This window comes from Actinoallomurus rhizosphaericola, assembly GCF_024055675.1.
GTDB classification, from domain to species: Bacteria; Actinomycetota; Actinomycetes; order Streptosporangiales; family Streptosporangiaceae; genus Actinoallomurus; species Actinoallomurus soli.
Window position 1 is genome coordinate 147,357 of sequence record NZ_JAMXMW010000009.1, and the last position, 23,608, is coordinate 170,964.

The following is a 23,608-nucleotide window of genomic DNA, read 5'->3' on the forward strand; positions in this document are numbered from 1 at the left end:
TCAGACACTCTCCATCCGCCGGCGCAGGCTCAGCGGGCGCATGTCGGTCCACACCTCGTCGATGTGCGCGAGGCACTCCTCCTTGCCGCCCCGCGTGCCCTCGGCGTGCCACCCCGCCGGCAGCTCGCGCCCGTCCCACCAGATCGAGTACTGGCCCTCGTCGTTGACGACGACCAGGTACGTCACCTGCTTCTGCGACATGAGATATCTCCTGTTGGATCACCAGGGCACGGACTGGCCGGCGCCGCTGTTCTCCGCGGCCCGCCGGACCATCTCGGCCACCGCGATGTCGAGCGCTCCGAGGCCGAACGGCGAGAACACCGTGACCTGCCCGGTCCCGGCCGGGAGGGGCTCACCGTCGAGGAGCGCGCCGATGGTGGCGTGGATGAAGTCGCGGTTCCCCGCCTGCTGCGAGGCGAGGTGCACGGAGGTGCGCTCGCGGTCGACGTGGTCGGGGTCGTCGACCACGTTCCGCGCCGCCAGCAGCGCCTCCGGACGCAGGTCCCGCAGCGACACGTGCAGGACGACCGTCCCCGGCCGGCAGGCGTCGAGGCCGGTGTGCGGGGTCGAGGCGTTGGTGGCGAAGGAGACCAGGCGATTCCCGGCCAGCGCGGCGTCGAGATCCGTGGTCGGGCGGACCGTCAGCCCGCCGGGGAGCCCGGACGCGAACGCCTCCGCGCGTGCCGGATCGACGTCGTGCAGCAGGACCTGTGTCACCGAGGGCAGCAGGTGCCGTACGTAGCGCAGGACCGCCTGGTTGATCACGCCGCACCCGATCAGGCTGATGCCGGTCGGCTCGGCCTCGCCGAGCAGCTGAGCCGCGAGGGCCGCGCTCGCCGCGGTCCGGTGCGCCGAGATCAGCGACCCTTCGAGCAGCGCGGTGGGACGGCCGGTCTCCAGGGAGTTGAGGATGATCGCGGCGCTCGCCCGTGGCAGTCCGTCCGCGATGTTGCCGGGGAAGGACGCGATCCACTTCATCCCGGCCGCGTGGACGGGCCTGCCGACGTAGGCCGGCAGGCCGATGATCCGGTTGACCGTGTCGCCGGGGAACCGCAGGAACGTCGAGTGCGGCACCGCCGTCTGTTCCCGGTGGTGCAGCCGGTACGCCGTCCGCACCGCGTCCACCACCGCCGCCGGGGAGCCGGCGAGGATGTCTTCGATCTCCTTCTGGGCAAGGACCAGCAGCCGTGTCGTCACGGGATTCAGTCTCCGAGTGCCCGCTATGCCCGGCCTATACCTCGACCTCGTCCTCCTTCCACAGGTGGGCGACCTCGCCGAACTGCGTCGTGACCCAGGAGTCCGAGTAGATGGTGTCGAGGTACCGGTCCCCACGGTCCGGGAAGATCAGCACGCAGGTGGCCCCGTCGGGGACCTGTCGGCGGACCCGCGCCAGCGCCGCGACGGTCGCCCCGGAGGACCCGCCCGCGAGGATCGCCTCCCGGCCCACGAGCTTGCGGCAGCCGACGACGCAGTCCAGATCGCTGACGTGGACGACCTGGTCCGGGATCGACCGGTCCAGAAGCGCCGGCGCGACGGAGGCGCCATGCCCCGGGATGAGCCGCGGAGCCGCCTCGTCGCCGTACAGGAGGCTGCCCACCGCGTCCACCGCGATGAGCGTCGTGTCCAGGCCGTGCTCCCGTACGTAGGCGGCGCAGCCGTTCAGCGTGCCCGTGGTGCTCGTCGCGGAGAACAGGTAGTCGACCCGGCCGTCGAGCGCGGTGGCGATCTCGGCCATGGTGCGCTCGTGCGCCTTGGGATTCAGCGCGTTCGAGTACTGGTCCGGGGAGTACGCGTGCGGCGTGGCCTCGACGATCTCCCACACCCGCTTCTTGCGCACGGACAGGAACTCCCCGGTCACCGGGTCGGGGTCGGTGACGACGTCCAGGCCGACCTGGTAGGCGCGCAGTATCGCCAGGTTCTGCTCGGTGGTCTTGGCGTCCACCACGCAGATCAGCCGCAGGCCGAAGTACCGGCAGATCTGGGCCAGGCCGATCGCGAGGTTCCCCGAGCTGGACTCCACGATGACCGAGCGGCCCGCCTCCAGCTCACCGGACTTGATCTTCTCGAGGATCATTCCCGCCGCGGAGCGGTCTTTGATGCTGCCGCCCGGGTTGAAGAACTCGAGCTTGCCGAACACCCGGCCCCTGAACCCCGGCATCAGCGCGCTGAGCTCGGCCAGGGGCGTGTTCCCGATGGTGTCCAGGACTCCGCTGACCGGCTTCGTCCGCATTCCCGTCTCCGTTCGCATCGTGCTGCGCTGTGGCTTAGGCGATGACCTGGCTGTCACCGACCCGGGAGCCCAGCGACCGCCGGCCGTCCAGGTGGATGAAGCTGCGGTGCAGCCAGCGGTCCCGGCCGTCGTAGCGCGGAACGAACTCGCTGCGGCCGTGGACCGTGATCCGGTTGTCGACCACGGCCAGGTCACCGGGGCCGAGGACGAAGGTCTGAGCCGCGGCGGCGAGGTGCTCCTTGAGCACGTCCATGGCGTCCCGCGCCTCGTCGTCGAGCGGCCTGGTGGCGTTGAAGTCGACCAGGATGTTCGGATCGCCGGACGCGCCGGAGAACACCGCGTGCCGCAGGTTCTTCGCCCCGGAGGCGACGAACGACGGCGGCGCCTCGGTCTCGAAACGCTCCTGCCACAGCACCTCCCGTACCGCGACGGGGATGTGCGGGAACGCCCGGCGGAGCGGGCCGGTGAGCAGCCCGGCGCGGTTCTCGTGGTCGCTGCGCAGGCACATCAGCATCACGTAGTCGGGACGATGCGCGTGGAAGGCGTTCTCCACGTGCATCTCCAGGTCGGCGGAGCCGGCGTTGCTCTGCGTCCGCTCCTGCCCCTGGACCGGCACCACGTTCTGGACCAGCGCGCCGTCCTTCTCCTTCTGGTAGGCGATCATCTCGCCGAGGCAGAGCGCGATCAGTGCCTGCGTCGCCGCCGGCAGCGTCGCGTCGCGTTCGACCGAACCGCGCCGCGTGGGGGTCTGGGGCAGGCTCTCGTCGTCCAGCCCCAGGTTCGACAGCAACAGCACGCCGTCCAGCCCGGGGTCGTGCTGGAACCGGCGCAGCTCCTGCCGGACCCGGATCGGGACGGCCGCCGCGAGCCGGTAGGCGACCGCCAGCCACTTCTCGTCGTCCACCAGTGCCGGTGGGGTCTGCGTCAGTTCGCGGGCGATGGCCGCCAACTCGTTTCGCTCGGCGTCCGAGAGCACCACACGGAAGTCCGACTCGGTTCCGACTGCCGAATTCTCACTCATGCCGTCCAGGGGACCGAAGACTTCTATATGAGACCCATAGAAGCCCGTCTGGGCAGGGGATCGGCCCGGGGCCGCCACCGGGCCGCGGTTCCCGGCTTGACCTTGACGCCGGTGTCAAGGGCTACCGTCGCTGTTCGGCGGTCGATCGGGAGGTGTCGATGCGGATCGGCGAACTGGCCGAGCGCGCCGGGGTGAGCACGCGGGCGCTGCGCTACTACGAGAAGCAGGGGCTGCTTCCGGCGCGCCGTGCGGCCAACGGCTATCGCGAGTACGACGAGTCGGACCTGCGCCTGGTGTCGGAGATCCGCTCGCTCCTGGGAGCGGGCTTCACGCTGGAGGACGCCCGGCCGTTCGTGGACTGCCTGCGCTCGGGCCGGGGTCTTCTTCCCGGAGGATACGAATGATCACGCTGACGACCGAGAACTTCGACGAGCACGTCCTCCACGGCGAGACGCCCATACTGGTCGACTTCTGGGCGGAGTGGTGCCCGCCGTGCAGGATGATCGCCCCGATCCTGGAGCAGATCGAGGCGGAGTACGGCGACCGTATCCGGATCGCCAAGATCAACGGTGATGAGAACCCGGAGATCGTCGAGCGCTACGGCGTCATGGGCTTCCCCACGCTGAACCTCTACCGCGACGGCCAGGTCGTCCAGCAGATCATGGGCGCGAGGTCCAAGCGCCGCCTCCTGGCCGACCTGTCCGGCCACCTCTGACGCGGTTCGCCGGCCGGGTGGGGGGTGTCTTCGGCGCGTGTCCCGCCAGAGGCCACTTTGTACCTCCTGAGGGAACAGCCTCCAACGCGACGAGCCACCCCGAAGCCTTAGCCGAGCATCCGATACGACCGCGCGCAGCCGCCCCGAGGAAATGCCGGACGATCCTCCGCAGTGCGCCCGCCGGGGTCGCCTGTCGTCTTCCAGGGCCGTCTACTGAGAGAAGAATTGTGCTCGCGTCAGTAGACACCTCGAGAAACGACGCACCGCCCGGCGAGCGGACCGCTCTGCCCGGCCGGCGCCGCCCGCACCCTTGATGAAGAGCCCCCGGCTTCCCACTCCGCCAGGGGCCTCCGGTGCTGTTGATAGTCAGTAGACGACGGCCACTTCAACACATTCGCCCTGCTGGCCAGAGTGGGAGGACTTACGCCAGTCCAGGCGCGCGGAATCACGATCGGTCATGGCACACATCTCTCGGGTACTGCCGGTCAGGTTCGTGCTGCCTCTTCGGACAGCAACGTGATCGTAGCCTCAGGGGTCAGCGCCTTAATGTTCAGACGCCGGAAGACGTGACGGTACGGATCCACGTCCGCGGGCTCTTCGAGAAGCAGTTCTCCGCCGATCGTCTCGATGTAGGCGGCGTCCGGGTCCCCCTCGGGGAAGGAAAGAAGCGTGAACGGGCCGAACAAGCCCGGATGCGCGCCGGCCTCGAACGGCAGCACCTGAACGGTGATCCTCGGCATCTGCGCCAGCTTGATCAGCCGCTCCAACTGCGCCCGCATCACCTCTGGGCCACCGACCGGGCAACGCAGCGCCGCCTCGTACACCACCGCCCATAGTCGAGTCGGATCCTCACCGTCGAGAATCTTCCGACGCTCCGCGCGGACCGTGACGCGCTTTTCGACCTCATCTGCGGACAACTCCGCCGCGCCCGAGCTGATCAGCTCGCGGGCGTAGTCATCAGTCTGTAGCAGGCCAGGAATGATCAGCGGTTGGAACGTGAGGATCTCCGACGCCTCCGCCTCCAGCCCGATGTAGGCGGTGTACTTCTTCGACAGCATCCGGCTGTACGGCGTCCACCAATCCTTCTGCCCGCCCTCTTTGGCGAGCGTGATCAGCTCATCGCGGATCGGGTCATCATCGGCGACGCCGTAAGCGTCGAGCAGATCACGGACGTCGCGCCAGCGCGGCTTGGTCCAGCCTGCGCGCTCGATCCAGTGAATCTTGTCGGTCGAGCAACCCAGCGCCTCGGCGGCCGTCTCAACTTCGACGCAGGCTTCCTGTCGCAGTCGCTTCAGCTCGGCGGACAGGCGACGTCGCCGGAGGGTGGGCGTGCTCCGTGGCATGGCGTCGATCGTAGGGCAGGCAGCGCCGTCGAAAAGGGAAGCCGACATTAGAGGACGAACCGTGTTCGTTTGAAGCTTTCACTTGAAGAATACGTCTGTCGACTGCATGCTAAACGCGTCTACTCACCCAGCGGGGTTCACCTGACCCGGCACGACTACAGGGAGTTGATCTCCCGTGACACCCGATCCCGCGGTCATTGCCGACCGCTCGACATATCCCCCCGAACCGGCGTCCACGGTCCTTTCGCTCCAGGTCCGGCGTGACGCCGTACGCGACGCCCGGCGCTTGGCCGCCGACGCCGTGGCCGGGCGCCCATACGACTCCTACGAGATCGCGCTGCTGGCGTCGGAGCTGACGACCAACGCCGTACGCGCCGCCGAGGCGATGCACCCCACCTGGCCTGACGACATCCGGCCCATCGGCATCCGGCTGACCGTCACCGATCGGTACGCGCACCTGGCCGTCAGCGACCCCGACACCGAGCCCCTGCCCGCCCCGCAGCACGGCGGCCTGCTCGCCGAACGCGGACGCGGCCTGACCATCGTCGACCAGCACGCCGCCGCCCGCTGGGTCACCTACGGCGACCACGGCAAGACCGTGCACGCCCTCATCGCCGCACCCGGCGTCATCCTGACCGCCGCCGAACTCGCCGAGATCCGGGGGACGTCATGATCCGACGGATCCTCGGCGCCCTCGGCATCCTCATCACCAGGCCCGATCGCCCGTGGCCGCCTTCGCCGCGCCGGCCCGAGCCGCCCGATCCCTCTCCGGCCCAACTCGCCGAAGTCCAGAGCCTGTGCTCCCAATGGCTCGTGATGTGGTGCTGGTACCGGCGCGAGTACGTCGCCATCGCCAGGTTCGGCCCCGACCCGACGATCATCTACGACCGTGACCCACGGCATTTAGTGTTCCGCTGCCGCGCGGCCGAACTCGCGGTGCCGGTCCCGTGAGCCTCGACCTGGCCGGACTGTGAGTCGTGCGTACGGCCTCCGCTCAGGGCGTCCCCGCTTAGGGCGGTGCGGGTTCCCCGGAAACGGCGCGTACCCGGTATGTCACGCACTAGCGTCGATCGGGCATCCCGTACGGGCGTTCCTGACGGGGAGGAGTGGCGGTGAATTTAGGAGATCTCGTCGCGGGGCGGTACCGCATCACCAAGGGGCCGCTGGACGGGGGAACGAACGAGCTCTGGGAGGCCGTGGACGAGGGCCTCGATCTCAGACGCAAGGTCGTCCTCAAACGCCTGGCCGACGACGGTGCGGCCGCGCTGGCACGGCTGAAGGCGGAGGCACGCGCCCAGGCGGCCTTCAGCCATCCCCACGTCGTGACCCTGTACAACGTCGAACGGGATGAGACGGAAACGGGCGTCACCTGGTGGCTCGTGCTGGAGCACGTCCCGCACGGGAGCCTGGATGGGCGGGGGAAGAAACCGGCTCGGTGGGCGGCGGGCATCGGCGCGCAGATCGCGGACGCCCTGGCGGCCCTGCACGCCAAGGGCATCGTCCACTGCGACGTCAAGCCCGGCAACATCCTCATCGCCGACGAGACCGCCAAGCTGACCGACTTCGGCGCGGCATACCGGATGGAGCACCGGGAGACGAACACGCCGAACGGCGAGCTCGTTCACACCCCGGCCTATGCCGCTCCCGAGGTAGTGAAAGGACGGCCTGAGCCGGCGTCGGACGTCTTCTCCCTCGCCGTCACGATCCTCGCGCTCATCCTCGGCCGGCCGGTCCGTACGGTTCCTGCCCCCAGTGAATCCGATGACCCGTTCAAGGACGTCGAGCCGCTGCGCGACGTCCTGGCGGCGATGCTCCGGCCCGACCCGGCGGACCGGCCCGACGCGGCCGAGGCGCACCGGCGGCTGGCCGAACTCGCGGAATCGGTGGAAGCGCCGGCTCCGATCGACGTCGTCCCCGTGCCGCCGCCGAAGAAATTCACGTCTGTGCCTGTGCCGAGACCTGGGCAGCCGGGCGGATCGGTGGGGGACCCAGGTCCCCCACCGGGGCCCATCCGGCGTCGCTCGCGTCTCATCGTGGTGAGCGCGGTCGTCGTGGCGTTGGCGGCGGCCGGAGGCTGGTACCCGCTACGGCACCTGACCCGGGAACCCCCGGGGAAGCATCCGCACGCGCGGCCGAAGCCGTCGGAGCGGCCCGGCATCAAGGACGCCGATCCCTGTGCCCTGATCGCCCCGGGCCCTCTCAGGAAGTTCGGCGAGACCGAGGTGGACGACGCCGCGGGGAACTTCAACCGCTGTGACGTGATCGTCCACTCCGGTCAAGGCGGTGTCGTGGACGTCGAGGTGCAGTTCGTTGCCGGGCCCGGCCCGGAACAGGCTTCCTCGGTCAGGACCATGGGTCCCGTCCGCGTCGTCGCGGGACGGGCGTCGGGCGGTGAGTGCGACCGCACGCTCCTGCTGCCGGCCCCGGACGACGGCTTCACCGCCATCGTCAGCGCGGACAGCAACAAGCCCGCGCCGCTGTGCAAGATCGCGGACACCGCCACCACGAGCGCGGTCGGCGTCATCAGGAAAGGACCGATCAGACGGCGGTCCCTGCCGGCACGCTCGCTGGGGCGGCAGAACGCGTGCGCGCTGCTCGGCGGGAAGGCACTGGACATCGTCCCCGGCATCGACGCCAGTGACCCGGTGTCCGAGAGCCCGTGGGACTGCAAGTGGCGGAGCACCACCGAGGACATTCAGGTCAAGCTGCGGTTCGACCGTGGTCAGCCCCTCACCGGGGCGGACGGCCGCGTCACGTGGCTCAATGGCTACCGCACCGTCATCACGCCGCAGGGAGACGGGAACGACACCTGCCTGGTACGGGTCGTCTACCGGGACTACAACGGCAGCGACGAGCAGAAGATGATCGAGATGCTGTACCTCACCATCGAGGGCAAGCCGTCCACCACACGGCTCTGCTCGATCGGGACCGGCCTCGCCGGGTCCGCGGCCGCCGCGCTCCCTCACGTCTGAGGGGGGCGCGGTCGGTCGATCGGCCGTGTGTGCGCCGCCGGCGGTTCGGCGGGGTGCCGGCCGGGCCGGGCCCGTCAGGTGTCGATCTCGGCGGGCTGCGGGTCGGCCGCCGTCTCCGGGGCGGCGTGCCGGGCGGTGGCGGTACGGGCGGCGGGGATGGCGGCGGCGATGAGCGCGGCCAGGAGGGCGACGCCACAGCCGATGCCCAGGCCGGCGCGGAACCCGTTCTCGGAGGTGAAGGTGTAGCCGGCCCGGGTGACGGTCAGCTGCGCCAGGACCACGCCCATCACGGCGGCGCCGGTCGAGGTGCCCAGGGACCGCATGAGGGTGTTGAAGCCGTTGGCGGCGGCGGTCTCGTTCAGCGGGACGGAGCTCATGATCAGAGCGGGCATCGCGCCGTAGGCGAGACCGACACCGCTGTTGATGATCATCATGGCGAGCATCAGGCTCCAGGCCGAGCCCATCAGCACCAGCGACAGGCCGTAGCCGATGGCCAGCACGAGGACGCCGCTGATCAGGGTGAGCTTCGGACCGCGGGCGTTGGTGAGCTTCCCGCCCAGCGGGGACACGATCATCATCATGACGCCGCCGGGCGCCAGCCACAGGCCCGCCGCGAGCATCGACTGGCCCAGACCGTACCCGGTGGCCTTGGGGAACTGCAGGAGCTGCGGCACGACCAGCATCGAGGCGTACATGCCGAACCCGACGAAGATCGAGGCGACGTTGGTGAGCAGGACGCGGGGGCGGGCCGTGGTGCGCAGGTCGACGAGCGGCTCGCGGCTGCGCACCTCCCACGCCCCCCACGCGAGCAGGACGACGACGGCGGCGGCGAAGAGGCCGAGCGTGGTCCCCGACGCCCAGCCCCAGTCGGCGCCCTTGGAGACCGCCAGCAGCAGGCAGACCAGGCCGATGCCGAGCCCGATCGCGCCGAGCGCGTCGAAGTGCTGGCCCTTGGCGCCGGCCGGCACGCTCGGGATCAGGAACCAGATCAGGATCGCGACCACCGCGGCCAGGACGGCCGATCCCCAGAACAGCACGCGCCAGCTGGCGTACTCGGCGACGGCCGCCGCGATCGGCAGGCCCAGGCCGCCGCCGATCCCCATGGAGGCGCTGACCAGTGCGATGGAGGAGCTGAGCCGCTCCCTCGGGACCACGTCGCGGAGCAGGGCGATGCCGAGCGGCACCATGCCCATCCCCATGCCCTGCAGGCCGCGTCCGACGATCATCGGGACGACCGAGGAGGAGAGCGCGCACACCACCGAGCCCGCGACCAGCGGCACCGAGCACACCAGGAGCATCGGGCGCTTGCCCACCAGGTCGCCCAGGCGGCCGAAGACCGGAACGCAGACGGCCCCCGCCAGGAGGGTGACGGTGATCACCCAGGCGGCGTTCGAGGAGCTGGTGTGCAGGATCTTCGGCAGCTCCTGGATCAGCGGCGTGACGAGCGTCTGCATGATCGCTGCCGTGATGCCGGCCAGGGCCAGCGTGAGAACCACGCCGCCCGCGCGGGCGGTGGGCTGGGGGGCTTCCAAGGGGGACTCCTCATAGATCGCGGAACACCAAGCATGCATTATGCATACTGTTTGCACAATGCACACCTTGTGTAAGACGCACATCACTGTGGGAGCATGAGGGGAGGCCGCTCTCCGGACCTGGCGCGCCGAGCGGCCTGGGCACCACCAGGAGGCGAAGGCAGTTGAGCAGGCCCACGTACGAGGTCGAGTACGAGCAGATGTTGCTCAGCCGGCACGAGTTCCTCAGGCGCAGGGCCGCCGGTGCGCTGGACCGCAGCGCGTACGTTCTCCTCAGCCGCATCCGCATGCAGGGGCCCATGTCGATCAGCGAGCTGAGCGACGCCTTCGGGCTGGACTTCTCCACCCTGCAACGGCAGACGACCGCGGCGATGCGCTCCGGCCTGGTCGAGCGCATCCCCGACCCCGCCGGCGGCATGGCCCGCAAGTTCCGCATCACCGACAAGGGCGAGCAGATGCTGAACGAGGAGCGCGAGACCCTCGTCGGCAGCCTCGACAAGATCATGTCCGACTGGTCGGACGAGGACATCACCGCGTTCGCGGACTACCTCCGCCGCTTCAACAGCGGCATCGAGCGCCTCAGCGGCCGCCCCTGGCCCCGCCCCTGAGACGGAGCCGGGGGCGGGGCCGAAGGCGGAGTCCCTCTCCCGAGACGGGACCCCGTCCCGGAGACGGGGGACCGGCCGCGCGGCGTGCGGCGGCCGGTCCGGTCGGCGTGCGGGTCAGCCGTTACGGCCGAGGCGCAGGCCCACCAGGGCGTGCTTGCCGCTGACGCCGAGCGTCGAGGCGCCGATGGTCGCCGAACCCGACCCGGTGACGCCCGTGGCGGTGCCCTTGAGCAGGCTCACCGCGCCGTCGGTGCCGTTCTCGTTGGGCGCGCCGGCGATCAGGTCGCCGTAGGCGTCGGCGTTGACGTTCAGCATGGTGACCGCCCAGCCGAACTGGTCGTTCTTCTCCGCGGCACCGGGCACATCGGGGTAGCTCTGCGAGACCGCCTGAGCGCCCGTGCCGGTGAGCCCGGAGGCCGAGCCGTACAGGACGACCGCCTCGCCGGCGTGCGACTGGGAGCTGACGGTGCGGTACGGCACGCCGACCGCGAGGTCGTACTTGCCGTCCTTGTTCACGTCGCCCGCGGACAGCGCGTAGCCGAACTTGTCACCGGTCACCGCGGCGCCCGGCACACCCGAGCTGTCCTGGGTGATCGTCGTCGAGCTCGCCAGGCTGACGTTCGCGTCGCCCTTGAAGACCGTGACGTGGCCGCCCGTGCCCGCGCTCTCGTCGGCGCCGCCGGCGGCGATGTCGGCGTAGCCGTCACCGTCGAAGTCGGCCACGGCGAGGCTGTCCACGCGGGTGATCGCCTCACCGACGACCGAGCCCTCCGGAGAGGTGAAGTCCCACACGTCGAAGCCGGACTTCGGGTCGGCGCCGGAGACCCAGCCCACGACCAGGTCGAGTTTGTTGTCGCCGTTGACGTCGCCGATCGCCGGGGTGAGGGCGCTGAAGCTGCTCGCCGCCGCCGCGGTGATGCCGCTCTTCTTCGCTCGGAGCCGGTGCGGCCTCGCGGGCGGGCTGAAGCGTGCCGTCTCGCCCTGCGCCCTGACCTGCGCCTTGGCCTGCGCGGTGCTCGGGGCCGAGCTGAAGGTCCAGAAGTAACCGTCGCCCGGCGACGTGTCGACCCAGTCGGTGTAGCCGTCGCCGTCGAGGTCGCCCGCCGTCAGCGCGTAGCCGAACCGGTGACCCGCGCCGGCGTACGACGAGGGCTCGGCGATGGCGTCCGAGCCCGACCCCGTCAGCCCGGACGGCGAACCCCACAGGATCGTCTCGGAGCCGGCGTCCGTGCCCGCGGTCGTGTCCTCGTCGGGCGCGCCGATGAGCAGGTCCGCGTAGCCGTCGCGGTCGTAGTCCATGGACGTGATCGAGTAGCCGAAGTGGTCGCCGGCCTCGGCGGCGCCGGGCACCCCGCTGCTGTCCTGGCTGAAGACCTGCTTCTTGCTCGTGTTCAGGCCGGACGAGGAGCCGTAGACGATCGTGACGAAGCCGGCGTTGGCGTGGCCGCTGACCGTGCCGTACGGGTTGCCGAGCGCCAGGTCGGGATGGCCGTCGCCGTTGAAGTCGTAGGGCTGGACCGCCTTGAGGGGCGCAGCCGCCTTCGGGAGGGGGGACGCGTGGGCGACGCCGGCCAGCCCGGCCCCCATGGCGGTGATGGCGGACACCGCGAGTGCCCGTGTGACGCCAGTTTTCAACAAGCCTCCTAGGAACCGCCGCGCGGTGGAGAAACCGGCGGCAGATAAGGGACGCTTCGCGTTAACGAAGGGTTTACTTTTCCCGTGGGCTCGTGGAGGAGCTGACGCGGCTACGCGAAGAGGGCGCGGCTACGCGGAGTACTCGGGGTAGCCGTAGCCGACGACATAGTCCTTGCTGCGGGTCCGGACCTTCACGGCGTTGTCGGTGTTGCCCTCGACGGTCTGGATCGTGCCGTCATGGTTGTCCTTGATGACGAGGCCGACGTGCTCGATGCTGCCGATGTCCTTGCCGCCGTTCCAGGAGAAGAACACGACGGCTCCGGGCTTGGGGGTCGTGCCCCAGCGGCCCTGCCGTTCGAACCACCGGGCGTGCGCGGGGGTGAAGGCGTCGCCGCCGATCCCCTTGACGCCGGCCTGGGCCCCGACCCAGGTGACGAACATGTCGCACCAGCTCGCGTTGGCGTAGTCGCCGATCGATCCGCCGTCGCGTGCGACGTCGGCCTTCGCGAACGGCGAGGACATGAACCACTGGTTGAACTTGCTGCCGCCGGCGGCGTCCTCGGTGGTGCCGACCTGAGACAGAGCGACCTTCAACGCGTCATCCGCGGTGGGCGACCGCTGCAGGCGAATTCCGATCAGGATCGCCGCGACCAGAAGGATCACAGCCATTCCCGCCGACGCGACGCCGACGACGGGATTGATAAGACGTCCGCGAAATGAGAATCGCGGATAACGAAGGACTGGGGATGACACGGGGACACTCCTCGCGGCTTCCACCTCGGAGAACACGTCCGAAGCGCACAGGCCGAAATGCTGACTGCACGATAGCAAGCACGCAGCGTGAAACCGTACGCACGTGACCCGAATCATACGATCGAATAACGCGAGTTACTCATCGCGGCGGAATTGATTCAAGGATCCCAGCGGGCCTGCTGTGCCATTTGTGACCGCTGAGACCGCCGCGCCGTTCCGGCCCCGGTAGGGGCCGGGAATTCCGGGAAGGCAGGGCCTGAGGAGGTGAGGTCATGAGGCAGCTGAAGTTCCGGGCGCTCGTCACCATCGATCCGACCGCCGAGGAGGAGTGGGATCTGCAGAGTGCCACCCGGCCGATCGTCGTACGCGCTCACCGGCACGAGCCGGAACGGATCCGGTCCTTCAACGCGATGGTCTCCACGGAGGATCAGGAGCCGCTGCGACCGGGCGACACCTACCACATGGTCACGCTGACGGTGACCGACGAAGAGGCCACGGAGTTCCTGATGCCCGGTGAGCACTTCGAGCTGTGGGAGCACCATGAGGTGGGCCACGGCGTCATCTCTCGCCGGGTCGTCATCTGAGGATCCCCGGCCCCGTCGCGCACCTCTCCCGGAGAGGCGCATTCCCCGGTTGCCTGTCCACGGCAGGGTGTGGTTGGACTCCCGCGCGGGATGAAGACTGTTCCGCATGGACGGGAAACGGCAGCTCGGAGAGTTCCTGCGGACACGCCGCGCGCGGCTGCGGCCGGAGGACGTCGGGCTGGTGTCGTACGGCGAGCGGCGGCGGGTGCCGGGACTGCGGCGCGAGGAGCTGGCGCTGCTGGCCGGGGTCAGTGCGTCGTACTACTCCAGGCTGGAGCGCGGGCACTCGCCGAACGCCTCCCCGGAGGTGCTCGACGCGATCGCCCGCGCGCTGGAGCTGAACGCGGCCGAACGCCGTCACCTGCACGACCTCGCCGCCGCTCCGCGCCGCCCGGCGGCCGATCGCCGGCCCTCGCCGGAACGGGTGACGACGGCGATACGCCAGATGGTCTCCGCGCTGGCGGACGTCCCGGTCATCGTCCTCGGCCGGCGCGGGGACGTGCTGGCCTGGAACCGCACGGGACACGCGTTGTACGCCGGTCACCTGGCCTTCGGGGCCCCGGACCGGCCGGCCGAGCGCCCCAACATGCCGCGCCTGGTGTTCTGCGACGCCCACACCCGTGAGCTGTACGCGGACTGGCCGCGCAAGGCCAGGGATGTCGTAGGCCACTTGCGTCTCGCGGCCGGCCGCCACCCCGGCGATCCCGTACTGGCGTCGCTGATCGGTGAGCTGACGATGCGGAGCCCGGAGTTCGCCGGGATGTGGTCCGACCACAAGGTCGGCGTCTGTGACGTCGGCGTCTACGACATGCGGCATCCGCTCGTCGGCGCGATGACCGTGACCCAGCAGACGCTGCACACCGAACAGGGGCAGCGGGTCGTCGTGGCCACCGCGGAGCCCGGATCGGCCTCCCAGAACGCCCTCGTCCTCCTGTCCCGGGCCGTCACGGCCGTCGAACGCGACTCCCCCGACGCCGAAGACGACCGTCTGACCCGCCGCTGAGCCTTTCGAAGCGACCGCGGCACTCCCCCTCGCGGGCGCCTGTCTTCAGCGCGCCCGAAAACTCGGAAGGAACCATGAGAACAAGGCTTTCGCGTGCCGTTCTGACCGCTCTGGCGGCCGGAACCGCCGCTCTGTCGGCCGTCACCGCGGCCCCGGCCTCGGCGGCCACCGCGCCCATCGCCGAGGCGAGGATCGCCGTCCACTTCGATCTGTCCGCAGGGCAGATGCCGGAGAACGTGGCCCTGGAGCCCGACGGCGACCTCGACGTGACCTTCGCCGCCGCCCGGCAGGTCGCACGCGTCGACTCCACCGGCCGGACCCGGATCCTGGCCACCCTGCCGGCCCCGGCCGACGGCGGTGTCAGGACGCCCGCCCTCGGCTTCCCGCTGACCACCGGCATCGTACGGACCCACGACGGCACGCTGTACGCCCTGTACGCCACCGGTGGCGCCGACCTGACGGGGCTGTGGCGGCTCGGCCCTGGCGGGACGGTCCGGCGCGTCGCCGCCCTGCCCGCCGACGGCCTGCCCAACGGGCTCGCTCTCGACGAGCACCGCCGGCGCCTCTACATCACCGACTCGGTGCTCGGCAGGGTCTGGACCGTGCCGCTGACCGGGGGAACGCCCACGGTCTGGTCCGCGTCCGGCGACCTCGCCTCCACCGGCTTCCTCGGCGCCAACGGCGCCAAGGTCCGCGGCGGTGCCCTGTGGGTCACCAACCTGGACAAGGGCACCCTGCTGCGGATCCCGTTCCGCCCGGACGGCGGTGCGGGCGTCCCGCAGGTCGAGGCGACGGGGCTGACCGGCGTGGACGACTTCGCCTTCACGGGACGCGGCGACGAGGTCCTGGCCGCCCTCGACGGCCCCAGCAAGGTCGTGCGCATCGAGCCCGGCGGCGCCGTCTCCACCGTCCTGGACGCCGGTGACGGGCTGCAGAACCCGACCTCGGTGGCGGTCCGCGGCGGCAGGGTCGACGTGCTCAGCGCCGCCTACACCACGGCCACCGACCCGAACCTGCTGGTCGCCCGCCTGCGCCGCCGGTGATCGCGCGGCCGGCCGCCCGCTCAGCCCGTACGGGGGCGGTCGGCCGGACCGCTCACCCCGCCGTACGCGGGCGGTCGGCCGGGTCGTTCGCGCCGGGGCCGTTGAGCCGAGCCAGCAGCGCGTTGTACGCCTGGAGGGCCGCGTCGTCGTCGTCGACGTCCGCGCTCCCCCGCAGCCGGGCCCGGTCCGCCTCGCCCGTGCCGGGTGCGGCCTCGTCTCCGGTGGCGGCGAGGGTGGCCTGCCGGACGGACTCGAAGAACCGGCCCGCCTTGGCCGCCTCCGGGGACCGGTCGGACAGCCAGCGGAGCATGACGATGATCGTCATGACGAACATCAGGCCGTCGCCGCCGATCCACATGGCGGCGCCGCCGCCGTGGATGTCGGCGAGCGGGCCCGGCCCCCAGGAGGGGTGCATCCGCGCGTACGCGGGGAAGGGCGGTTCGGTCGCCTGGAGCAGGACGACGCCGACGATGGTGTCGGCGGACATCCCCATGAACAGGGCGAACAGCCGCAGCGGATAGGACAGCTCCCGGGGCGGCGAGTCGCGGGTCAGCAGCTGCGAGAAGTACAGGTAGCCGCCGCCGACGTACAGCACGTGTTCGAGCGCCATGAGGGCGGGCGAGCCCATCATCGCGTTCATGAACCCCGACAGGTGCACGCCGAACAGCACCCCGGCGTAGACGACCAGCCCGGTGATCGGTGAGGTCGCGAACGCGGCGGCCTTCGACAGGCGGATCCGTTCGACGCGGTCGTGGGCGCGGCCGCGGGTGGCCGCCCGGAGCAGGCTGAGCGGGTGCCCGAGGCACAGCAGCCACGGCACGACCATGATCAGCATCAGGTGCTGGATCATGTGCACCCAGAACAGCCCGCCGTCGCCGTACACGGCGGGAGAGCCCATGACGGCCGCGACGATCACGGCCAGGCCGGCGACGAACGCCGCGGTGCGGGCGACGGGCCACGCCCGGCCGTTCCGCCGCGCCGCGAGCACCCCGGCGAGGTAGAGCACCAGGGCCACGGCCACCAGAACCGCGGTGATCGGCGCGAACCGCCAGGTGGTCAGGGCGCGCGCCCAGGTGAGCGGCGCCAGCATGTCGTGCATACCGGGCATGTCGTGCGTCACAGTGACTCCATGAGGTCCTGGCCGAGGTGGCGCCCTGGCCGGCAGCCGCGCGGGACCGCGAACAGTGCGCTGGAGGTGTGCCGGATGAACCGGCTGAGGTCGTCGGCGAGCGAGAGACGCTGCTGGATCCGGGTGAAGCCGGCCGCCGGGTCGGCCTGGAACGCCAGGAACAGCAGCCCCGCGTCCGGGCTCCCGTCCGGCAGCACGCCGTCGAAGTAGGAGAACCCCTTGCGCAGGATGACGGCGCCGTCGTTCGACTCCGGGGCCGCCTGCCGTACGTGCGCGCTCGCGCCGATGGCGAGGCTGCCGTCGGCGTTCTGCCTCCCCAGGTCGAGCGGGGTGAACTCCGTTCCGCCCGACAGGGGCGCTCCGGTGTCCTTGCGCCGCCCGACGATCTGCTCCTGACGGCTCCGGGTGAGGGCGTCCCACTCGTCGAGCAGCATGCGGATGCGGCGGAAGACCAGGTAGCTGCCGCCGCGCATCCACGCCGGATCACCGGACGGCCCCACGAAGATCTTCTGGTCGAACCCGGCATCGCCCGGACGGGGGTTCCCACTGCCGTCGAGCTGGCCCATGAGGTTGCGGGGCGTGGCGTCGCGGCCCGTGACCACGCCGTCGCTCGTGCTGAACCCGCTCATCTGCCAGCGGACGTGCGCGGCGCCCCGGGCCAGCCGGGTGAAGGTCCGCAGGGCGTGCGCGACGACGATCGCGTCGTCGGCGGTGAACAGCACACCGAGGTCGCCGCCGCTGCGCGCCTGGTCGATCTCGTCGCGCGGGAAGGACGGCAGCGGGGCGAGCGCGGCGGGCACCGGCGCGCCGAGGTGGCGCAGCAGGGACGCCCCGAACCCGACCGTGACGGTCAGCGACGCGGGTCCGTAGCCGGTCGCCATCGCGTCGTCGCCGGGCGCCGGGCGGCCGGCGGTCAGCCGCCTCGCCGCGTCCGTCCAGGTCCGGAGCAGGGAGGTCAGGCCGGCCGCGCGCAGCCCCGGCTCGACGTCGAAGGCCGCGAACCAGCCGTGCGCGGCGTACGGGGCCAGGATCCCGGCCTGGCGGGCGCCGTCGAACGGGATCCGGCGCTCGCCGCGATCCCGGGCGGACTCCCCCGCCGCGGCCGTGGCGGCGCCCGCGCCCACGGTGGCCGCGGCGGCGGCGCCGACCAGCGAGGACATCGCGAGCAGCCCGCGACGGCTCACCGTACGGTCCGCGCCGCCGTTCCCGTGCCGGTCGGCGGAACCCGTCACGGCGAGGCCCCCGGCCGGTAGCCCACCGGCTCGACCGGCGCGTCGACGGTGATCGAGGCGGACCGGCGGAAGCGCAGCGTGAGCCGTACGTGGTCGCCCTCCCGCAGCGACCGCGTCGGGTGTTCGAGCATCACGTGGTACCCGCCGGGCGCGAACGTCAGGCGCCCGTGGGCGGGGACGGGGACCCGGTCGACCATCCGCATCGTCCGCCCGCTGCTCCGGTGCATCATCGCCTGGGCGGAGACGTCCGCGGTGACCCCGGTGAGCTCGTCGCCCGTGTCCCCGGAGTCGGTGACGGTGAAGTACGCGGCCGCGACGTCCGGGGAGGCCGGCCGGGGCACGTACGCGCCGGTGACCTTGAGCCGGGGCCCGGTGGAGCCGGACGAGCAGGCGGCCGCCGTGACGGCCGTCAGCGCGACCAGGCCCGCCGCCGCCCGGAAACCCACGGGGACCCGCGAGCCGGCCGTGATCCGCGAGACCGGCGTGGCCCGGAACCCGGCGGTCACGCGCCGCCGCCCTTGGCGGTCGCGGCCGGCATGCGGGCCAGCAGCTTGGTCAGGTCGGAGGCGTAGTCGCGGGAGGACACGCCCGCCGTCCAGAGGACGTGGGCGAGGTGGTCGGTCCCGAACGGCATCACCTCAGCGCCGTGATCGACCTCGTAGTCCGCGCCGGTCCGCTTGGGCTGCTCCAGGGGGACGCCCACCGACTTCGCGGCCGCCTCGATCGTGGAGTAGTCGCCGGTCAGGCCGATGAAGGACGGGTTGAAGGAGGCCAGCCAGGAGCGGATGACCTTCGGGGTGTCGCGCCAGGGGTCGGTGGTGATGAACACGACGGCGATGCGGGCCCGCTGCGCCGGGGTCATCAGCCGCAGCGCGCCGGCGAGGTCGGCCATCGTGGTCGGGCACACGTCCGGGCAGTGCGTGTAGCCGAAGTACACCAGGGTCAGCTTGCCCGCGGTGGCCCGCTGCAGGTTCACGGGTCTGCCGGAGACGCCGGTGAGGGTCACGTCGGGTTCGTGCAGCGCGGTGTTCAGGGTCGCGGCGTGCAGGTCGGAGGGGGGCGTGGAGATCCGGACCGGAGGCGACGACTGGGCGTTCGACGCCCCGGCGCACCCGGTGGCCGCCGCGGCCAGGACGAGGGACGCGGCGATCAGGCGGGGTGCCCGGGTCACGGGGACGGGACGGGTACGGGCGCCGGCGCGGCGACGCGACCGGGCGCGGTGGCGCGCGAAGGGGAAGAAGGGCATGGCAGGTCCTCGGACGGCAGATGGGATCGACGTGCGACCACGGCGGGTCCGGTCCGCCCCTCGGGCGGGCCGGACGGCAGGGTCGATCCCCGGCCTCGGCCGATGTCGGCCGGGCGTTCCACGCCGGAGCGATCTCCGGGCCGGCGTCAACCCGCCGCGGTCACGGCGAGATGGATGAGTGCACGACGCTCGTACGCGGGCGGCCCACGGCGGACCACGGTGTGGCGCAGCGCGCCGATCTGCGGCCGGGGACGCCTCCGGCGGCCGCGGCCGGTCTTCACCCGCCGGGGCGGCGTGGCGATCGAGACGCCGCTGAGCAGCGCGAGCACCCGCAGGGCGGGGGCGAGCAGCAGCCGGGTCATCGCGGTGAGCGCGCGCCACGCGGCCCGTTCACCGGCCGACAGCCAGACGGCGACCAGCACGCCGGCGAGGAGGTGCGCGATCAGCATTCCCCAGCCGGACGTGCCGGCGTGGGGCGTGCCCGGATGCCCGAGGCCGGGGACGAGGCGGTCCGGATGCCCGAGGCCGGGGATGGGGTGGTGCATGCCCGGCATGGACGTCCGCGCGGTGTCCCACCGCGCGGACGCTCCGGCCGAGACCGCGCTGAACCACAGGTGCAGGCCGCCCTGGACGACCTCGACCGCGAGCAGGAGCCACCAGACGGATCGCCGCCGGTCTGCCAGGCAGAAGCCGACGCCGGTCAGCGCGGCGAACGCGCTCGGAGCGGCGTACGCGGGCACCGGCCGCGGATGCATCACGCCATGCGCCGTCACGGACAGCACGACGCACACCGCGGCGAAGACCCCGGCGCGCATCAGGCGGAACCATGCTGGAGGGCGCACGACTTCACAATAACTACAAGCCGTAGTACATCGACCGCCGCCTCGCCTACGCGCCCCGTTTATGGGAATGGTGTCGGTATGGGCAGCCCCAGTCCGCCGGGGGTGCCGTCGCGGCGGCTCCCCCCTCGGCCGGAGAGTGTCGCGCCGGCTCGAGAGTTCGTGCGGGCGGCCCTGGACGGTGCCCCACCGGATCTCGTGGCCACCGCGCTGCTGCTGACCAGCGAGCTCGTGACCAACGCGGTGATCCACGCGCGGACCGAGATCGAGGTGCGGGCCTGGGCCGCCGCCGGCCGGGTCCACGTGCGCATCAGCGACGAGCGGCCGTGCCGCGCGCTCGTGGAGCGCCGGCTCCATCCGTACGCGACCACGGGATGGGGCATGGCCCTGGTCGACGCCCTGGCCTCCACCCACGGCGTGCAGATCGAGGGTGGCCGCAAGACGGCCTGGTTCGAACTGTGGCCCGAAGCCCCGCCACCGCCGCCGGCGTCCGCCCAGGTGATCATGTCGCGTCCCGGCCCGGCGGTGACCGTGACGCTGGTCGACCTGCCGTACGCGCTGTACTCGGCGGCGCGGCAGCACTGGGAGGCGCTCCTGCGCGAACTGCTCCTCGCCGTGTACGGCTCGGACCCGAGCGGGGCACCGGTGCGGGCGGAGGACATCCTCGTCGCTCACGACCTGAGCAATGTGATCGGCGGGTCCATGGCCGCCGCGGTGGACAAGGACATCTCCGAGGCGGACACGATCTCCGTCTCCCTGGCGATCCCGGCGGACTCCGCCCGGGACCTGGGCACGTTCTGTTGCGTGCTGGAGGACGCCGACGCGGCCGCCCAGCAGGAGAGCCTGCTCACGCTCCCGGCCCTTCCGCAGATCCGCGCCTTCTGGCAGTGGATCTGCGATGAGGTCGCCCGTCAGGTCGCCGGTGAGCACCCCATCTCGTGGACACTGGCCCCCGGCACGCCGAGCACCAGGCCCCTGGACCTGGCGGCGTGGGACGCCGGTGATCTGCAGGCCAGTCCGGTGCCGACGATCGCGGCCGACGAGGAAGACCGGATCATCGCCGTGAACGAGCCCGTGGCGGACCTGCTGGGCTGGCGCGCGGACGATCTCGTCGGGCAGCGGGTCACCGTGCTGATCCCCGAGCACCTACGGGAGCGCCACATGGTGGCGTTCACCTCCCTCCTGCTCACGGGCCAGCCCCGCATCCTCGGCCACTCCATACCGCTGCCGGCGCTGCACCGCGACGGCCGGCTGGTCCACGTCCGCCTCAACATCCAGATCCAGGAGGCGGCCGACGGCCGTACCGTGTTCGTCGCCCAGCTCACCCCCAGGACGGCCGCGCCCCGGGCTCCCCGGGAGGACCGGTACGCGCCTCGCCCGACGTCCGGCGACCGATACGCGCCGGCCGCTCCGGAGAAGACGGAGAGGGTGATCGGCGAGGAGACGTACGAGGCCGCGTTGGAGCGGCTGTCCCTGCTGGCCGACGCCGGGAGCGCGCTGAGCAGCACCCTGGACCTCGAAGAAGGACTGAACCGGGCGTGCAACGTCCTGACCCGGCGGCTGGCCGACTGGTGCGCGGTGGACCTGCTGGAAGAACACGGCCACGTGGAGCGGACCAGCATCGTCCACCGCGATCCCCGGGCCCTGACCTCCGGCGTCTACCTGGGCCGCCTCCCGCCGGTGTCGGAGGCCTCGCACGGGCCCTTGGCCCGGGTACTGCGCGGCGCCGGTCCCCTGCTGCTCACCGAGATCCCCTCACCGGGCCGGGCACCGAGTCCCCTGGACGCCCGCCAGCTGGATCTGTTCACCCGGCTGGGTGCGAGCAGCGCCATCATCGCCCCGTTGCGGGCCCGCCGGGAGGTCCTCGGCGCCCTGACCCTCGTCCGTACCGACGCCGGGCGCCCGTTCACCGAACAGGACCTGCCCCTGGTGTCCGACCTGGTGCGCGGCATCGCCCTCGGGGTGGACAGCGCCCGCCTGTACCAGAAGACCCGGCACACCGCCGAACGCCTTCAGCGCTCCCTGCTGCCCCACCTGCCGCACATCGAGCACCTTCAGCTGGCCGCCCGCTACGCGCCCTCTAGCACCACCGCCCAGGTCGGCGGAGACTGGTACGACGCGTTCGTCCTCCCGAGCGGCGACACCGTGCTGGTGATCGGCGACGTCACCGGTCACGACCTGCAGGCGGCCGTCGCGATGAGCGCGCTGCGGAACATGCTCCGCGGGATCGCCCTCGACCGCCAGCAACCGCCTGGGGACGTCCTGCGCCGACTGGACCTGGCGAGCCACGTCCTGTACCGGCAGGCCACCGCCACCTGCCTCTACGGCCTGGTCAAGGGACCGAAGAACGGCCCCTGGCAGCTGCACCACGCCTCCGCGGGGCATCTCCCGCCCCTCCTGACCACCGCGGAGGGCGACACCCGCTATCTCGAGGAGGGCGCCGGGCTCCTGATCGGCATGGACCCCGACCTGCCGCGCCCGACCGCATGCGACCCGCTGCCGGCCCACTCGACCCTCCTGCTGTTCACCGACGGCCTGATCGAACGCCGCGGCGAGTCCCTCGACGACTCCCTCAGCCGGCTCCGCCAGCACACCGCCGCGCTGGCACGCGCGCCCCTCGACGTCTTCTGCGACGAGCTGCTCATCGGACTCGGCGCCCACAGCGCCGACGACATCGCCCTCCTCGCCGTACGCCCCGTTCCCCCCTGACCCCGGAAGCCGACGTCGCGGCGGGCCGCGATCAAGGGATCACCGTCACGGGGATCGGCGGACGGGCGGGGTCAGTTCGCGAGTGCGGCCCAGGTCTTGGGGCCCACCTCTCCATCGGCGGGCAGGTGCGCGTCCTTCTGGAACGCGGTGACCGCGGCGGCCGTCACCGGGCCGTAGTAGGAGTCGACGTTCAGCGGGTGCCGGTGCGCGCCGAGCCGCTGCTGGATCCAGGTGACGTGCGCGTCGTGCATCAGCGCGCCCGCGACGTACCGGTAGATCACGCCGGGGTACCGGCTCGGGTCGGAGGCGGCCAGTCCCGGCTTCACGAAGCCGTACACGTCGCTCCAGTACCTCGTGCGCGTGGCGACCTGGTCGTTTCCGGTGTTGCCCTCGATCGACTCGAACGTGGTGTGGCCCGAGTTCAGCCACTTGACGAAGAAGCCGACGTGCTCGGGCTCACCGCTGTGGTTGAAGTCGAAGGTGACCGGGTCGCCCCGGGAGATCAGTTTCCGGTCGGTGTGCCATTTCGATCCGACGCGCTTCTTCAGGTCGGGCACATAGGCGATCTTCCCGCCGATCAGGCCGAGTGCGCCGAAGTGGTTCAGGCACCAGCAGACGAAGATCAGGCACCAGGACGCGGCGGTGTTGTCGCCGTAGTACCACTGCGTGAAGTCGTTGACGTTCTCCCGGACGCGGCCCCGCGCCGTGCCCCGCAGGGTCATCGCGTACGCGACCAGTTGCTCGCCCGTCGGCGCGGTGGCGGCGTGGTGCGTGGGTTCGGCCGGCGGGGGCGTCACCGGATCGACGTAGACCCTGCCGTCGTCCGGAGGGTCGGGAAGGCGGGGGGCGTCGGCGTCACTCGGACCCGGTTCGGGGATCGGCTCGCCGGCAGGCGGCGGAAGCGACGTATCGGACATGGCTACCTCCTATGTGACTGGAATGAGGGGGAAAGTCGGATCGGTAACCGCGGTCCGCGATACCCGCTCACAGCGGGGCCATGCGGGGAACCGCCCG

24 protein-coding genes and 1 pseudogene are annotated in these 23,608 nt (G+C 71.4%); 10 read left to right on the forward strand and 15 right to left on the reverse strand.

Annotated features, from left to right (window positions below; genetic code table 11):
* From NE234_RS21170 to NE234_RS21185, 4 genes are read right to left on the reverse strand one after another with little or no spacing between them, the layout of a single operon-like run.
* A complete protein-coding gene (locus NE234_RS21170; protein WP_252782204.1) occupies positions 1-201 on the reverse strand; it encodes an MbtH family protein in 201 nt (66 codons plus the stop codon).
* Positions 202-219: 18 nt separating this feature from the next.
* Positions 220-1,197 carry a 2,3-diaminopropionate biosynthesis protein SbnB gene (sbnB, locus tag NE234_RS21175; RefSeq protein ID WP_252782205.1) on the reverse strand — a complete coding sequence of 326 codons (978 nt, stop codon included), beginning with the start codon at positions 1,195-1,197 and terminating at the stop codon, positions 220-222.
* Between the two features lie 34 nt (positions 1,198-1,231).
* Entirely contained in the window at positions 1,232-2,230 is a 999-nt protein-coding gene (gene sbnA / locus NE234_RS21180; protein WP_252782206.1) for a 2,3-diaminopropionate biosynthesis protein SbnA, read from the reverse strand.
* Positions 2,231-2,264: 34 nt separating this feature from the next.
* Positions 2,265-3,251: a TauD/TfdA family dioxygenase gene (locus tag NE234_RS21185; RefSeq protein ID WP_252782207.1), complete on the reverse strand. Its 987-nt coding sequence runs from the start codon at positions 3,249-3,251 to the stop codon at positions 2,265-2,267.
* 158 nt (positions 3,252-3,409) lie between these two features.
* On the opposite strand from NE234_RS21185, the pseudogene NE234_RS21190 reads away from it, so the two are divergent.
* Both NE234_RS21190 and trxA read left to right on the forward strand, forming a co-directional pair.
* Positions 3,410-3,625 (forward strand): annotated as a pseudogene (locus NE234_RS21190) (MerR family transcriptional regulator); the annotation flags it as partial.
* A gap of 26 nt (positions 3,626-3,651) precedes the next feature.
* A complete protein-coding gene (trxA, locus tag NE234_RS21195; RefSeq protein WP_252782208.1) occupies positions 3,652-3,966 on the forward strand; it encodes a thioredoxin in 315 nt (104 codons plus the stop codon).
* Positions 3,967-4,332: 366 nt separating this feature from the next.
* Here trxA and NE234_RS46015 read toward each other — a convergent pair whose 3' ends face one another.
* Positions 4,333-4,434 (reverse strand): DUF397 domain-containing protein, encoded by a 102-nt coding sequence (locus tag NE234_RS46015; RefSeq protein ID WP_406567040.1) that lies wholly within the window; start codon positions 4,432-4,434, stop codon positions 4,333-4,335.
* Positions 4,435-4,451: 17 nt separating this feature from the next.
* The gene (locus NE234_RS21200) at positions 4,452-5,309 is read right to left on the reverse strand and encodes a helix-turn-helix domain-containing protein (RefSeq protein WP_252782209.1); all 858 of its coding nucleotides are present in this window, start codon (positions 5,307-5,309) and stop codon (positions 4,452-4,454) included.
* A gap of 175 nt (positions 5,310-5,484) precedes the next feature.
* Between NE234_RS21200 and NE234_RS21205 the strand changes: the two genes are divergently transcribed.
* From NE234_RS21205 to NE234_RS21215, 3 genes are all read left to right on the forward strand, one after another.
* Complete coding sequence (locus tag NE234_RS21205; RefSeq protein ID WP_252782210.1) at positions 5,485-5,982, forward strand: ATP-binding protein; 498 nt, start codon at positions 5,485-5,487, stop codon at positions 5,980-5,982.
* A complete protein-coding gene (locus tag NE234_RS21210; protein WP_252782211.1) occupies positions 5,979-6,260 on the forward strand; it encodes a hypothetical protein in 282 nt (93 codons plus the stop codon). Before NE234_RS21205 ends, NE234_RS21210 begins: the two co-directional genes overlap by 4 nt.
* Before the next feature lie 161 nt (positions 6,261-6,421).
* Positions 6,422-8,281 (forward strand): serine/threonine-protein kinase, encoded by a 1,860-nt coding sequence (locus NE234_RS21215; protein ID WP_308206912.1) that lies wholly within the window; start codon positions 6,422-6,424, stop codon positions 8,279-8,281.
* Between the two features lie 74 nt (positions 8,282-8,355).
* On the opposite strand, the gene NE234_RS21220 is transcribed toward NE234_RS21215, so the two are convergent.
* On the reverse strand, positions 8,356-9,813 hold the full coding sequence (locus NE234_RS21220; protein WP_252782212.1) for an MFS transporter: 1,458 nt from the start codon (positions 9,811-9,813) through the stop codon (positions 8,356-8,358).
* A 164-nt stretch (positions 9,814-9,977) separates the two neighbouring features.
* Here NE234_RS21220 and NE234_RS21225 point away from each other — a divergent pair, with 164 nt between their 5' ends.
* Positions 9,978-10,421: a MarR family winged helix-turn-helix transcriptional regulator gene (locus tag NE234_RS21225; RefSeq protein WP_252782213.1), complete on the forward strand. Its 444-nt coding sequence runs from the start codon at positions 9,978-9,980 to the stop codon at positions 10,419-10,421.
* Between the two features lie 114 nt (positions 10,422-10,535).
* Here the strand turns inward: NE234_RS21225 and NE234_RS21230 are convergent, their stop codons facing one another.
* Positions 10,536-12,056, reverse strand: a complete 1,521-nt coding sequence (locus tag NE234_RS21230) for an FG-GAP-like repeat-containing protein (RefSeq protein ID WP_252782214.1) — start codon at positions 12,054-12,056, stop codon at positions 10,536-10,538.
* A gap of 129 nt (positions 12,057-12,185) precedes the next feature.
* The gene (locus NE234_RS21235; RefSeq protein WP_252782215.1) at positions 12,186-12,725 is read right to left on the reverse strand and encodes a CHAP domain-containing protein; all 540 of its coding nucleotides are present in this window, start codon (positions 12,723-12,725) and stop codon (positions 12,186-12,188) included.
* A gap of 356 nt (positions 12,726-13,081) precedes the next feature.
* Between NE234_RS21235 and NE234_RS21240 the strand changes: the two genes are divergently transcribed.
* From NE234_RS21240 to NE234_RS21250, 3 genes are all read left to right on the forward strand, one after another.
* Complete coding sequence (locus NE234_RS21240) at positions 13,082-13,393, forward strand: hypothetical protein (protein WP_252782216.1); 312 nt, start codon at positions 13,082-13,084, stop codon at positions 13,391-13,393.
* 106 nt (positions 13,394-13,499) lie between these two features.
* Positions 13,500-14,396, forward strand: a complete 897-nt coding sequence (locus NE234_RS21245) for a helix-turn-helix domain-containing protein (protein WP_252782217.1) — start codon at positions 13,500-13,502, stop codon at positions 14,394-14,396.
* 74 nt (positions 14,397-14,470) lie between these two features.
* Positions 14,471-15,439 carry an SMP-30/gluconolactonase/LRE family protein gene (locus NE234_RS21250; protein WP_252782218.1) on the forward strand — a complete coding sequence of 323 codons (969 nt, stop codon included), beginning with the start codon at positions 14,471-14,473 and terminating at the stop codon, positions 15,437-15,439.
* Between the two features lie 52 nt (positions 15,440-15,491).
* On the opposite strand, the gene NE234_RS21255 is transcribed toward NE234_RS21250, so the two are convergent.
* The 5 genes from NE234_RS21255 to NE234_RS21275 all read right to left on the reverse strand — a co-directional run bounded on the left by NE234_RS21255 (position 15,492) and on the right by NE234_RS21275 (position 19,888).
* Positions 15,492-16,559, reverse strand: coding sequence for a cytochrome c oxidase assembly protein (locus NE234_RS21255; protein ID WP_252782219.1), 1,068 nt, complete (start codon positions 16,557-16,559; stop codon positions 15,492-15,494).
* Positions 16,556-17,800 (reverse strand): Dyp-type peroxidase, encoded by a 1,245-nt coding sequence (locus NE234_RS21260; RefSeq protein ID WP_252782220.1) that lies wholly within the window; start codon positions 17,798-17,800, stop codon positions 16,556-16,558. Before NE234_RS21260 ends, NE234_RS21255 begins: the two co-directional genes overlap by 4 nt.
* Positions 17,797-18,306 (reverse strand): copper chaperone PCu(A)C, encoded by a 510-nt coding sequence (locus tag NE234_RS21265; protein WP_252782221.1) that lies wholly within the window; start codon positions 18,304-18,306, stop codon positions 17,797-17,799. The genes NE234_RS21260 and NE234_RS21265 overlap by 4 nt, the downstream gene beginning before the upstream one ends.
* The gene (locus NE234_RS21270; RefSeq protein ID WP_252782222.1) at positions 18,303-19,046 is read right to left on the reverse strand and encodes an SCO family protein; all 744 of its coding nucleotides are present in this window, start codon (positions 19,044-19,046) and stop codon (positions 18,303-18,305) included. Before NE234_RS21270 ends, NE234_RS21265 begins: the two co-directional genes overlap by 4 nt.
* 146 nt (positions 19,047-19,192) lie before the next feature.
* A complete protein-coding gene (locus tag NE234_RS21275) occupies positions 19,193-19,888 on the reverse strand; it encodes a hypothetical protein (protein ID WP_252782223.1) in 696 nt (231 codons plus the stop codon).
* Between the two features lie 78 nt (positions 19,889-19,966).
* Here NE234_RS21275 and NE234_RS21280 point away from each other — a divergent pair, with 78 nt between their 5' ends.
* Entirely contained in the window at positions 19,967-22,594 is a 2,628-nt protein-coding gene (locus NE234_RS21280) for a SpoIIE family protein phosphatase (RefSeq protein ID WP_252782224.1), read from the forward strand.
* A gap of 71 nt (positions 22,595-22,665) precedes the next feature.
* Here NE234_RS21280 and NE234_RS21285 read toward each other — a convergent pair whose 3' ends face one another.
* Positions 22,666-23,511, reverse strand: a complete 846-nt coding sequence (locus NE234_RS21285) for a peptidoglycan-binding domain-containing protein (RefSeq protein ID WP_252782225.1) — start codon at positions 23,509-23,511, stop codon at positions 22,666-22,668.
* Positions 23,512-23,608 lie beyond the last annotated feature (97 nt).

Coding starts and splice junctions, on each gene's coding strand:
- NE234_RS21240 (WP_252782216.1), top strand. CDS start 13,082: ATGAGGCAGCTGAAGTTCCGGGCGCTCGTCACCATCGATCCGACCGCC.
- NE234_RS21200 (WP_252782209.1), bottom strand. CDS start 5,309: ATGCCACGGAGCACGCCCACCCTCCGGCGACGTCGCCTGTCCGCCGAG.
- NE234_RS21280 (WP_252782224.1), top strand. CDS start 19,967: ATGGGCAGCCCCAGTCCGCCGGGGGTGCCGTCGCGGCGGCTCCCCCCT.
- NE234_RS21250 (WP_252782218.1), top strand. CDS start 14,471: ATGAGAACAAGGCTTTCGCGTGCCGTTCTGACCGCTCTGGCGGCCGGA.
- NE234_RS21270 (WP_252782222.1), bottom strand. CDS start 19,046: ATGCCCTTCTTCCCCTTCGCGCGCCACCGCGCCCGGTCGCGTCGCCGC.
- NE234_RS21210 (WP_252782211.1), top strand. CDS start 5,979: ATGATCCGACGGATCCTCGGCGCCCTCGGCATCCTCATCACCAGGCCC.
- NE234_RS21285 (WP_252782225.1), bottom strand. CDS start 23,511: ATGTCCGATACGTCGCTTCCGCCGCCTGCCGGCGAGCCGATCCCCGAA.
- sbnA (WP_252782206.1), bottom strand. CDS start 2,230: ATGCGGACGAAGCCGGTCAGCGGAGTCCTGGACACCATCGGGAACACG.
- NE234_RS21170 (WP_252782204.1), bottom strand. CDS start 201: ATGTCGCAGAAGCAGGTGACGTACCTGGTCGTCGTCAACGACGAGGGC.
- NE234_RS21235 (WP_252782215.1), bottom strand. CDS start 12,725: ATGGCTGTGATCCTTCTGGTCGCGGCGATCCTGATCGGAATTCGCCTG.
- NE234_RS21185 (WP_252782207.1), bottom strand. CDS start 3,251: ATGAGTGAGAATTCGGCAGTCGGAACCGAGTCGGACTTCCGTGTGGTG.
- NE234_RS46015 (WP_406567040.1), bottom strand. CDS start 4,434: ATGTGTGCCATGACCGATCGTGATTCCGCGCGCCTGGACTGGCGTAAG.
- NE234_RS21245 (WP_252782217.1), top strand. CDS start 13,500: ATGGACGGGAAACGGCAGCTCGGAGAGTTCCTGCGGACACGCCGCGCG.
- trxA (WP_252782208.1), top strand. CDS start 3,652: ATGATCACGCTGACGACCGAGAACTTCGACGAGCACGTCCTCCACGGC.